Origin of the sequence: Bacteroides sp. L008, from assembly GCF_040812255.1 — a bacterium.
Classification (GTDB): domain Bacteria; phylum Bacteroidota; class Bacteroidia; order Bacteroidales; family Bacteroidaceae; genus Bacteroides; species Bacteroides vicugnae.
This window is the reverse complement of the sequence record NZ_JBFNXO010000001.1, coordinates 3,962,818-3,975,772: the sequence shown is the minus strand read 5'-3', so window position 1 is coordinate 3,975,772 and position 12,955 is coordinate 3,962,818. Positions and strand designations below refer to the sequence as shown.

Below are 12,955 nucleotides of genomic sequence, written 5' to 3'. Positions count from 1 at the left end.
AGATGTGGTGATAGGTTGAAAAACAACCTATCACCGCCGGGAACCTCGATGAATAAGGTATTTGATTGCCGTCGGTGATAGGTGATAGAGAAAAGTGATTTTTTATATATGAGAAGAAGCTTATTAATGAAGAGTATTTTTATTCGGAGTATTCCATACTTTCGTCTGATCGCATACAATATCAATCCATTGGTCACCGCATTTGATTTTGAAATCTCCTTTTTCCAGTCTCCACTTACCGTCATACCCGACAAATGCCAAATCGCTTCCTTTTAGTTTCAACGTAACAGTCTTTGTTTCTCCCGGTTTCAAAGAGATCTTTTCAAAGTTCCGCAGGCGGATATTGTCCGGTGTACTGCTTGCCACCAGGTCTTTAGAGAATAACAACACACTTTCTTTTCCGGCAACTTTGCCCGTATTGGTTACATCAATCGTGAATATCAGTTCATCATCGGCATTGAAAGTCGGTTTGTTTACTTTTAGGTTATTATATTTATAATTGGTATAGCTTAATCCGAAGCCGAACGGCCATTGAATATCCATCACCGAATCATAATTGTAGTTACCTCCCATTTGCCCCATATTTTCACAAGGCTTGTAGTCATAAGTCGCCAAAGCGTTGATTAGGCGGGGATAAGTAAACGGCATTTTTCCACTGAAGTTGGCATCACCGGCCAATAAGTTAGCAAGTGCATCGCCACCGTAATTGCTTGGCAGCATGATGTTGACGACAGCTTTTGCCAAAGGCTCTATGTCATTGATAATACGCGGACGTCCCTGGTTCAGAACCAAAACGATAGGTTTACCCGTAGCGGCCAGAGCCTTTACCAGATTGCGCTGATTTTCCGATAAGGTAAGATCCGTCAGGTTGCCGGGAGTTTCGCAATAAGAGTTTTCGCCAATGCAGGCGATGATAATATCTGCCTGTGCTGCCGCTGCTACCGATTTTTCAATTTCCGGTTTGTTTTCTTCCCACCAGTTATCGTTTTTGTAAGGAGCATAGGTGACTCCCGGTTCGTAGATAATATTCTCTTTTCCGTATTTCTCACACAAAGCCTCGTAGATTGTATGATATGCCTGCGTGTAATCATCGGCAACGTGTCCCTGCCAGCTATACGACCATCCGCCATTCAGGCAACGCATGGAGTTTGCGTTCGGCCCCGTCAGCAGAATCTTTTTGCCTTTCGCTATCGGCAGGGTATGTGCGTCATTCTTCAATAACACTTCCGATTCTTCGGCAGCCTGGAGGGCAACGGCCGCAAATTCCTTAGAACCGAACTTGTCATACTTCTTAATGTCCCAATACGGATTGTCGAATAATCCCAGACGATATTTCAAACGCAACACACGGGCTACTGCATCGTCGATGCGTTCCATAGATACCTCTCCTTCTTCAACCAACTCTTTCAGATAATCGCAGAAACTCACTTCATAAGGAACCATTGACATGTCGATTCCGGCATTGATGGCAATCTTGATAGCTTCTTTCTTGGTGGCAGCAATATGATCCCGTGTGCAGAGATTGTTTATGTCCGCCCAGTCTGTTACAATCAGACCGTCCCAGTTCAAGTCTTCTTTCAGCCATTCGGTCAGTAATTCACGGTTGGCATGAAAAGGCAGGCCGTTGTCAACGCCAGAATTCACCATCACGCTCAATGCACCATGACGCACGGCCGCCAGGAAAGGAGCGAAGTGTTTTTCACGCATATCGCTGCGTGAGATGGAAGAAGGAGTACGGTCTTTCCCGGAAACGGGTACACCGTAACCCATATAGTGCTTCATACAGGCAGCTACATGGTATGCTCCGATGCGGTTCGGATCTTCTCCCTGAAATCCCTTTACGGCCGACACGCCCATTTCTGCATTTACATAACAATCTTCTCCATAGTTTTCCCACATACGTGCCCAGCGCGGGTCGCGACCTAAATCGACAACCGGGGCAAACGTCCAGGGGATGCATCCTGCTTTGGTTTCATAGGCAGATATTTCGGCACTTTTCCTTGTCAGTTCCCGGTTGAAAGTGGCTCCCATGTTGATGCCTTGCGGAAACATCGTTCCGTCCAGCGTGTAGGTCGTTCCATGAATCTGGTCTACTCCATAGATGCACGGGATACCGATTTCTTTCATTGATTTCTCCTGTATCTGCTTGATGGCTTCCGCCCACTTCTCCTTCTTCTGTGCTACTCCCAGAGGGACATTCAGTAGTGAGCCTACCTTATATTTACCGATAACCGTGTCGAGCATCGTCTCGCTTAGACAGAATCCTTTCTCACGGCTGGTTTCAAGGTCAGACACCACATCAATGGTGATTTCACACATCTGACCGATCTTCTGTTCGAGAGTCATTTTTTGAAGCCATTTCCGGATGTTAGCTTCAATAGCCGGATCGGCTGGGATGGCGGGAGGGGTAGCCTGCGCGTGAGTTGTAAGGCAGGTACCGGCAAAGGCTGATACTAATACCATTTTCTTAATGCTTTTCATGAGTTGATATTTTTAGAGTGAGACTTAAAATCTACCACAAATGTAGAAAGATTTGCAGTCACTCGAAAGGGCGAAATGCAATTGAATACATATGATGCCCCAATAAGATACATTCTGTGCGTATGGGGAAAACATTTGGCAGACCGGGTGTAAACGAAATACCATGTCTCCTTGAGGGAAAACATCTACTTTTGTATCGTCGGCCGGCAAAAGATGTTTAACTCTTAAATTATATGATATGCGAAACGCTTTATTCCTTATTTTCATCTCGCTTTGTTCTGTATGCAAATCATCGGCTCAAGGTTACAGTAATCCTGTAATTCCCGGTTTCCATCCCGATCCGAGTGTTTGCAAGGCAGGGGATGATTATTATTTAGTCAACAGCAGCTTTCAATATTTCCCCGGAGTGCCTTTGTTTCATAGCAAAGACCTTGTGCATTGGGAGCAGATAGGAAACTGTCTGACTCGTCCGTCCCAGCTTGATCTGACTAATGCCAATTCGGGAAGCGGTATTTTTGCTCCTACCATTCGTTACAATGATGGAGTGTTTTACATGATTACGACTAATGTTTCCGGTAAAGGGAATTTCCTGGTGCATACTACTGATCCCCGTAGTGAATGGTCGGAACCTGTCTGGCTCGAACAAGGAGGCATTGATCCTTCGCTTTATTTTGAAGATGGCAAATGTTTTATGGTCAGTAATCCGGATGGATACATCAACCTGTGTGAGATTGACCCCCTGACAGGCAAACAGCTTTCTTCTTCCAAACGAATATGGAACGGTACCGGGGGCAGATATGCCGAAGGTCCGCACATTTATAAGAAAGACGGCTGGTACTATCTGCTGATTTCAGAGGGCGGTACGGAATTGGGACATAAAGTAACGATTGCCCGCAGTCGTTACATAGACGGTCCTTATCAGGGAAATCCGGCAAATCCTATTCTGACCCATGCCAATGAGTCGGGACAATCCAGTCCGATTCAGGGAACAGGGCATGCTGATCTGGTGGAAGGCACTGATGGTGCTTGGTGGATGGTTTGCCTGGCATACAGAATTATGCCGGGAACTCATCATACATTGGGACGTGAAACGTATCTGGCTCCGGTGCGTTGGGATAAGAATGCCTGGCCTGTGGTCAATGCTAACGGAACTATTTCTTTGGAGATGGATGTAACCACTCTGCCTCAACAGGAAATGAAAGGCAGACCGGAACGGATAGGCTTTAAAGAAGGAAAACTTTCTCCCGAATGGATTCATTTGCAAAATCCGGAAGCGAAGAATTATATTTTTACCAAAGATGGCAAACTTCGTTTGATAGCGACTCCTGTTACGCTAAGTGACTGGAAAAGTCCTACCTTTGCCGCCTTGCGACAGGAACACTTTGATATGGAAGCATCCGTTCCGGTAGTCTTGCATAAAGCGGAAGCAAATGATGAAGCGGGACTTTCCGTTTTTATGGAGTTTCATTCTCACTATGATTTATTTGTCCGTCAGGATAAGGATCAGAAACGTTCTGTTGGTTTGCGGTATAAACTGGGAGAGATTACTCATTATGCCAAAGAGGTTTCCTTGCCAACCAGTGGTGAAGTGGAACTGGTGGTGAAGTCGGATATCAATTACTATTATTTCGGTTATAAAGTGAATGGAATATATCATGATTTGGGTAAGATGAATACTCGTTATCTAAGCACTGAAACAGCAGGTGGATTTACCGGAGTTGTCTTGGGACTTTATGCTGTATCAGCCTCTAAAGAATCAGAGATGTGCGCTGATTTTGGGTGCTTTAAGTATAAAGGAAAATAGGAAGAAAACAAATGAATCCCCTTTATAAAACAAATTCACCCCATCGTTTCCAAAACGCTCCCTATATGAATAACATTACAGAAGTGAAGTTACATACCGAATATATAATTTTGCAGTGTAGAAAACAATATGTTTTAAATTAACTATTAAACAATATACCATGAGTAAACACTTTTTTAGAAAATGCACATTTGTGCATCTCTTTAGCTTTTCGGTAATCATTCTATTATGTTTGCCGATAATGGCTGTGAAGGCTGCTCCTTCACAAACTTCAACTGTCAGTGGTGTAGTTATCTCGGCTACTGATGAGTTGCCTCTGGTGGGGGTCAGTGTCTTGGTGAAGGAGACAGCCAATGGAACGATAACCGATATGGACGGAAATTTCAAGCTGAATGTGGTATCCGGCCAGACTTTAGTCTTCTCTTATATAGGATACGTTACGCAGGAAATCGTTGTGACGGGTCAGAAATCGCTCAATGTAATATTAAAGGAAGACACCGAAATCCTTGATGAAGTAGTGGTGGTGGGTTATGGTGTGCAGAAAAAGAAACTGGTGACCGGTGCAACGGTGCAGGTGAAGGGTGAGAGTCTTGCCAAGATGAACACCAATAGCCCTTTGCAAGGTATGCAAGGACAGACACCTGGGGTGAACATTTCTTCCACTTCCGGTCAGCCGGGCTCGGATATGAAAGTCAGTATTCGTGGTCTGGGTACTGTCGGAAATTCCAGTCCGCTGTATCTTATTGATGGTGTGGGCGGCGATATTTCCACTTTGAATCCTGCTGATATAGAAAGTATCGATATATTAAAGGATGCAGCTTCGGCAGCTATTTATGGTGCACAGGCTGCCAATGGTGTAGTGTTGATTACCACAAAATCGGGCAAGGAAGGAAAGGCGCAAATTTCTTTTGATGCCTATTATGGTGTGCAGACTGTGGCACGTAAGATAAATATGCTGAATGCGAAGGAATACATGACCATTATGGACGAGCAGGCTGTTAATTCCGGAAATGCGCCTTACAACTGGAGTTCGTTCCGGAGTATTTATGATGCCAATGGAAATGTACACGACACTGATTGGGTAGACTCGATGTTTAAAGACAATACCAGGACGCAGAGTTATACATTGGGTATCACCGGAGGTTCGAAGACTTCCACTTATGCCTTATCGTTGGGATATATGAGTCAGGAAGGAGTAGTGGGCGGTAAGGACGTTTCGAACTATGAACGTTACAATTTCCGCGTCAATTCCGAGCATAAGATATTCAAGGATTCGGATTTGCTGAAAGTGGGCGAGCAGGTCAGCTTCGTCTACAAAATGAACAATGGTATTTCAGTATCCGACCAATATAACAATACTTTGCGCGGCGCATTTGCCACTTCGCCGCTTGCTCCAATCTATAGCGATAACAATGTTTATGATTCTTCTTATAACGATACATCGAACTCCGATTGGTATAACGGTGACGGCAATCCTTACGGCTTGATGATGACCAACAGCAACAACAAGAACAAGACGGCAACATTCTCCGGCAATGTATATGCCGAACTGCAACCGGTCAGGAACTTGAAGTTGAGAAGCGTATTCGGGGCGGTGTACGGTTCTTCGGAATATCGTAGTTTCAATCCGCTTTATCAATTTTCAATTTATACTTATAATACGACTCGTACATCAGCCACCCAAAATATGAATCATTCTTTAGGAATGACTTGGACCAATACGGCTGCTTATGACTGGACATGCGGCAAACATGCATTCAATGCTTTAGTCGGAATGGAAGTATATCGCTATTCCGGTACTTACCTGCAGGCCAAAACCGGTGCATTGAGAGAAGGCTTTGACGACTGGGATCATGCCTATGTAGGTAATGGTACAGCTTCGAGCGCCGACGACGGAATGTCTGTCGATGGATATCCGCATGATGAAAGTCGCTCCGTTTCTTATTTTGGACGTTTCGGATGGAACTGGAAAGAAACTTATATGCTGAATGCCACCTTGCGTGCTGATGGCTCATCGAAGTTTGCACGTGGCAACCGTTACGGTGTATTTCCATCTATATCTGCAGGATGGACTCTCTCAAATGAAAAGTTCATGGAGAATACTCAGAATTGGCTTGATTATCTGAAGTTGCGTGCAAGTTGGGGGCAGGTCGGCAATCAGAACATCGATAATTACCAGTATACGGCTCCTATCACCTCTTCCAATACCCATTACATCTTCGGAACAACCGATGGTGCTCCGGCACAGTCCGGTTACTGGGGGGCGTATCCTAGCCGTCTGGCCAATGAGAACGTAACTTGGGAAACCTCGGAACAGACCAATATAGGTATTGATGCACGTTTCTTAAAAAGCCGTTTGAGTTTGACCGCCGATTTCTATATCAAGACAACTAAAGATTGGCTGGTGGAAGCTCCTATTCTGGCTACGGCAGGAACGGGTGCACCTTTTATCAACGGCGGCGATGTGAAGAATACAGGTTTTGAACTGGCTTTAACCTGGAATGACCAAGCAGGTAAAGATTTCAATTATAATATTGGTGTGAACGGTGCATATAACAAGAATAAGGTAGGGAATATTCCTACTGAAGATGGTATCATTCACGGCAAAATCAATATGTTGTATGATAATACACCGGAGTTCTACCGTGCACAGAATGGTCATGCTATCGGTTACTTCTGGGGATACGAAACTGCCGGTATCTTTCAGAACAAAGAACAGATTGCCAACTGGAATGCCGACGGAAAGCATGGCATCCTGCAGGCCGACGCACAAGCGGGTGACGTTATCTACGTAGACCAGAATCAGGATGGAATTATCGACGATAACGATAAGGTGGATTTGGGCAATGGCACTCCCGATTTTACCTACGGATTCAATGTCGGATTTAACTACAAGAATTTTGATTTCTCATTGGTAGCCTATGGAGCCGCTGGCAATCAGATTGTGCAATCGTACCGTAATCATGCCAATAGCAAGGCTAACTATACGACTGCCATCCTGAACCGCTGGACCGGAGAAGGAACCTCCAACCGGATGCCTCGTGTGACGGATACTAATATCAACTGGCAGTTCTCTGATCTTTATCTGCAAGATGGTGATTACCTGCGTATTAGTAACATCACCTTGGGCTACGACTTTGCCAAGCTGATTAAACTCAAAGCTATCAGTCAGGCCCGTTTGTATATTCAGGTACAGAATGCGTTTACTTTCACCAAATATGATGGCATGGATCCCGAAATTGGTTACGGAACCTCCGACTGGGTATCGGGTATCGACTTGGGGTATTATCCTCGTCCGCGTACATTCCTCGTTGGTGTCAATCTGAAGTTCTAATTTATAACCTTAAAAAAATCAGAGAATATGAATAATATGAAATTATATATAGTGGGAATGGGACTAGCCGTGATGTCACTTACGGGATGTACGGCAGGCTTTCTGGATGTGGAATCGAAGAAAGAATCTACTACCGGTAACTTCTACCGGACTGAGAGTGATGCGTGGCGGGCATTGATAGGGTGTTATGATGGCTGGCAGTGTACTACGTCCAGTCAGGCATGTGCTTTTTATTTTGCTTCGCAAATCATGGCGGACGAGTGCTTTGCCGGTATGGGAAATACTGACGCCCGCAACTATCAGGTGATAGATCGCTTCGATGCTACGCAATCTCCTTCCGATATGAACTTGCTGGAAACGGAATGGACCAACTATTATGCAGCAGTGTATCGATGTAATGAACTTCTGGCTCATGAAGGTCAGATATCCTGGACAAGTGACCAGACGAGAAATACTTATATGGGTGAATGTCGTGCCTTACGCGCCTTGTGTTATTTCGATATGGTCCGCCTTTGGGAAAATATTCCCTTATTCACTGAACCTGTGAATGAGAACCGTGCACAGGCCAACCCGGAAGAGGTGTACAATCTTATCTTTAGCGATCTTAAGTTTGCTGCGGATAATATTCCGGCAGGTGCATACCCTAAAAGTGCAGCTGCTTCGAATGACGGTCATATAACCAAGTTTGCTGCTGAAGCGCTGTTAGCTCGCGTTTACTTGTTTTATACAGGTTATTACGGTAAAGAACCTCAGGTAGAAGGTGTCACCAAAGCTTCGGTATTGCAGGGATTGGAAGATTTTATCTCTGTTGCGGAGACCGAAGGCTACGGGCTGGTTGAAGAATTCAAAAACTTGTGGCCGGCTGCTTCCACTTCATGGAGCCGAAATGCGGCGACAGGTGATTATACACAGACTACAACCTATGCTGGAAAAGGTAATAAGGAGGTGGTATTGGCACAGAAATTTAATTATACGCAAGACTATGACGGAAATAATGATGGAAACCGCTGGCTGGTTTATATGGGAATACGTAGTTATTTGAATCATGCACCTTACGGAAAAGGATGGGGAGGATGTACGGTCAATCCCAAAATGTGGACTGTCTATGGTGCAGGTGATGCACGTCGTGAAGCTTCTATCATCAATCTGGATAGTGAAGGTATCGCCGATGATTCGGAATATGCAAAATCATATGCCGACCAACGTGAATATACCGGATATGCGGTAAAGAAATATACTCCGATGTCGAAATGGGTCAAAGATGAAAAGTCCGGTGCATGGTCGCTTGTTGATGAAGTTTCCGGTTTAGGCAAAGGCGATTTCCAGATTTCACAATATCAGGATTTCATTGTGATGCGCTATGCTGATGTGTTGTTGATGGCTGCTGAATTAGGAAGTCCGAGCGCACAGGCATATCTCAATCAAGTACGTCAGCGTGCTTATACGGTGAATGATGGTAAGGGAAACTTGTCGGTTTCAGGTGATTATCGGGAAGTTGCGGTCACAAAAGAAAATATAATAAAGGAGCGTATGCTGGAGTTTGCTTTTGAAGGACAGCGTTACTGGGACCTGCTGCGTCAGGGTGTGGATTATGCCGCTTCGCAGATTGCAGGCACTACGTCGGTTGTCAGCGGGGGAAATCCCGAGGATGTAAGCATTACAGTTTCGAATATTATCGGCAAGCGAGGTTTTTCTCAGATTCCGAATAATCAGATTACACTTTCGAATGGCGTTTTGAAACAGAATGTAGGTTGGTATTAAAAAATGGAAGTTATGAATAAGATTGTATCAAAGTTATATATAGCATTGCTGGCAACGCTCGTCACATTGTTGTCGGCATGTACTCCCGAAACTTATGAATTGGGAAGTCAGGATATCGTTTCGGATGATCTGGCTGAAGGAATTGCTTTTTCGATCACGCATGATGCGGTGAATCCGAATATTGTTTATCTGAAAAGTCTGATGCCTTCAAGTTATCAGGTATGTTGGGAACATCCGCAAGGGCGGAGTCAGAGTGCGGAAGTTAAGTTGCAGATGCCGTTTGAGGGGGAGTATAGCGTGAAGTTCGGTGTACAGACACGAGCCGGAATAGTGTATGGTCCCGCTGCAAAGTTTTCCATCGACAGTTTCTGTGCCGAATTTGTGAATGATGCTTTATGGACTTATTTGTCGGGAGGGGTCAACAATGAGAAGGTTTGGATTTTCGATAACGGCTCGTATGGCTTTGCTGCGGGTGAAGTGACTTATGCTGATCCGAGCACGACCGTAGAGTGGAACAACTGGAGTGCCAATTGGGATCCGGGCGTCGGTCATTCGGGAGATGATGCCATTTGGGAGAGTACGATGACTTTCGGTCTGACTGGCGGAGCGAACGTGACAGTTTATAATTCTTCTTCACAGAGCACAACCGTAGGTACATTTATGCTCAATGTGGACGATCATACCATCACGTTTACTGACTGTGAACTGTTGCACACGCCTTCATGGTCGGACAGAAGTACGAACTGGAACCGGAATCTGAAGTTGCTCGAACTGGATGAAAATCATCTGCGAATCGGGGTGATGCGTGACAATAGTGAAGGACCCTGGTGGTTGATATGGAACTTTGTTTCAAAAGAATATGCCGACAATTATGTGCCTGAAGATAAACCCGATCCGGAACCGGTATTGCCTGACGGATGGGAAGACATGGTATCAGAAGTCGTGACCACAGAAATCAAATGGACGATGTCGCCTGATGTTCCGTTCGACTGGGCAAATCTGGATGGTAGCCTGATGAATAACTTTACGGCCGGTAACTATCCTGATTGGGCAGCTCCGGTCAGCGGATTGGAGAAACTTGCTTTGACTTTGAATTCAAGTACGATGACATATTCCCTTATTTTGCCCGATGGTACTTCTTCGGATGGAACCTATAGTTTGGATAAAAAAGGTGTTTATACCTTCAGCTTGCCTTTGCCTGCCTATCACATCGGAGGTGGTGATATTATGTTTGGAGCAGATGCTAACAACCAACTCCGTATCTTAAGTATTGAGAGTGTAGGAGGATCGGTGATGGGTATGTGGCTTGGTGCACGCAGCTCTGAAAAGGATGAATACCAGGCTTATCATTTTGTGCCCAATGCCGGGGGAAGCACAGAACCGGAGGCAACCACTATTACTGTTGACAACAATAAATTGGTGTGGGGACATCTGGAGAACGATAAGAATAATTTCCGTATCGAACTGTACAATCAATATGGTCAGACAGCGTCTGCATCTCCGGTTGATCCGGCAAGCATTGTGTTCGACTATTCAATGGAACTGACTTTCACTATTAGCGGACTGAGTGGCGATGCGGCCACCAAGGAATATAATGCAGGTCTGATGTGTACGGCAAGTGGTTGGTGGCCTAGTTATTCGGGTACGAGTGATGTAAAAGTGAAAGGCAACGGTACTTATACTATCAACATTAAACCAGAAGCGGCATATAACGGTGTAATCGTATTTGTGGTTGATATCATTGATATGTTCAGTGACATTGCAGAACCGGATAAAGTGAACGTTACTATAGATACTTTAAGAATCTTGTAATTGAATGAGTATGAATAAGATTTGTAGCCTTTGGACTTATTATATTTTCTGTTTGGCAGGTGTTTTGCTTATTTCCTGTACGGAAGATGAAGTAGCGGAAACTCCTTTCATCACAGTCTCAAAGCAAGAACTGACTTTCGGTAAGAATGGAAGCGAGACTTTACTCTATATACAATCAAATGTGTCTTATGAAGTAGTGTCGGATTCGCCGGAGTGGTGCAGCATCACCCGGCAGGAATCGGACTCAAAAAAGACTGGCAAGTATTTGGTTAGTGTAACTGCTAATCCTGATACAGAATCCCGTTCGACTACGATTAAGGTGACAGGAAGTGAAATAAATGAGGTGGTACAGGTGAGTCAGCTTGCCAGTGATCTTTTAGTGGGGGAAACACACGAAGTGACAGTTGCCGGTGAAGGAGAAAACTTTTCTATTAAGATGCAGGCATCCGGAGATTATGAGATAACGATCGATGCCGGATGGCTTCATCATAACTCCTCACGTGCTCTGACTGAAAAGGTGGAGACATTTACCGCCGATCCCAACGTTGGTAATGAAGTTCGTACAGCCGTCATCACATTCATGCTGAATGACCTTATAGAATCGGTTACCGTGATTCAACAGGTTTCTTCGATACCGGAAGCAGATATGACAGGCATGGAGAAGAATGCGATGGAATTGATGAAGGAAATCGCGATTGGATGGAATCTGGGTAATTCGCTGGAAGCTACCGGTGGAGAAACTGCTTGGGGAAATCCGGCTACTACCAAAACCATGATTACCAAAATAAAGGAACTTGGATTTAGTGCGGTACGCATTCCTTGTGCTTGGAATGATTATCTGGCAAGTGATGGAAGCTATGAGATACAGGCGTCGTGGCTCAACCGTGTGAAAGAAGTAGTAGACTATTGTGTGGATAACGAACTGTATGTTATTCTTAATATCCATTGGGATGGTGGGTGGTTGGAGAATGATATACCAAACGGCTATAATAAAGCTGTAGACCAAAAGCAACGGGCTTTGTGGCATCAGATTGCTACTTTCTTTAGAAATTATGACGAGCATCTGATTTTTGCTGGCTGCAACGAACCGAATGTTGAGGATGCCGATGATATGGCAGTACTGCTACAGTATGAACAGACATTTGTAGATGCCGTTCGCGCTACGGGAGGGAAAAATGTGTATCGTAATCTCATAGTACAGGGACCTGCTACGGATATTGACAAAACTATCCAATGGATGGGGCAGTTACCCGAAGACCCGACGGACGGGCGTATGATTGTTGAAGTGCATTATTACAGTTCGTGGCAATTCTGCGGAATGGAGAAAGACGAGAGTTGGGGAAAGGCTTTCTATTTCTGGGGAGAAGAGAATCGCGGGTATGCTGTTGGCAATTACGAAGGTCGTTGGGACAATATTGGCGGAGAGGAATACATGAAAGCTCAATTTCAGAAGCTGAAGACCCGGTTTGTAGAACAGAATATTCCGGTACTCATCGGTGAGTTTGCGGCTATCCGTCGTCAATTGCAGGATGAAGAAGCCCAAAGAGGACATGACCTGTCGCGTGCGGCGTTCGACAGATGTGTAGTGCGCCAGGCGCGTGCTCATGGACTGGTTCCATTTTATTGGGATCGTGGGGACGGTGTTTTGAATCGCAATACGTTGGACATTTATGACAAATTGGAGTATAACGCTCTGATAGAGGGACTCGCGACAGAATAGTCCGGATAAGAGTTGTTCTGTTGTTTCTATTGAGTATCAATAA

Annotated in this window: 6 protein-coding genes; 5 read left to right on the top strand and 1 reads right to left on the bottom strand. The window is 44.9% G+C overall.

Annotated elements, in window-relative coordinates:
• Positions 1–123: 123 nt before the first annotated feature.
• Complete coding sequence (locus AB3G73_RS15725) at positions 124–2,481, bottom strand: beta-glucosidase (protein WP_367745216.1); 2,358 nt, start codon at positions 2,479–2,481, stop codon at positions 124–126.
• A 238-nt stretch (positions 2,482–2,719) separates the two neighbouring features.
• Between AB3G73_RS15725 and AB3G73_RS15720 the strand changes: the two genes are divergently transcribed.
• From AB3G73_RS15720 to AB3G73_RS15700, 5 genes are all read left to right on the top strand, one after another.
• A complete protein-coding gene (locus AB3G73_RS15720; RefSeq protein WP_367745215.1) occupies positions 2,720–4,285 on the top strand; it encodes a glycoside hydrolase family 43 protein in 1,566 nt (521 codons plus the stop codon).
• 160 nt (positions 4,286–4,445) lie between these two features.
• Positions 4,446–7,619, top strand: a complete 3,174-nt coding sequence (locus tag AB3G73_RS15715) for a TonB-dependent receptor (RefSeq protein ID WP_195648787.1) — start codon at positions 4,446–4,448, stop codon at positions 7,617–7,619.
• A 27-nt stretch (positions 7,620–7,646) separates the two neighbouring features.
• A complete protein-coding gene (locus tag AB3G73_RS15710) occupies positions 7,647–9,380 on the top strand; it encodes a RagB/SusD family nutrient uptake outer membrane protein (RefSeq protein ID WP_367745214.1) in 1,734 nt (577 codons plus the stop codon).
• A 12-nt stretch (positions 9,381–9,392) separates the two neighbouring features.
• Positions 9,393–11,192, top strand: a complete 1,800-nt coding sequence (locus tag AB3G73_RS15705; RefSeq protein WP_367745213.1) for a hypothetical protein — start codon at positions 9,393–9,395, stop codon at positions 11,190–11,192.
• A gap of 10 nt (positions 11,193–11,202) precedes the next feature.
• Entirely contained in the window at positions 11,203–12,912 is a 1,710-nt protein-coding gene (locus tag AB3G73_RS15700; protein ID WP_367745212.1) for a cellulase family glycosylhydrolase, read from the top strand.
• Positions 12,913–12,955: the final 43 nt, after the last annotated feature.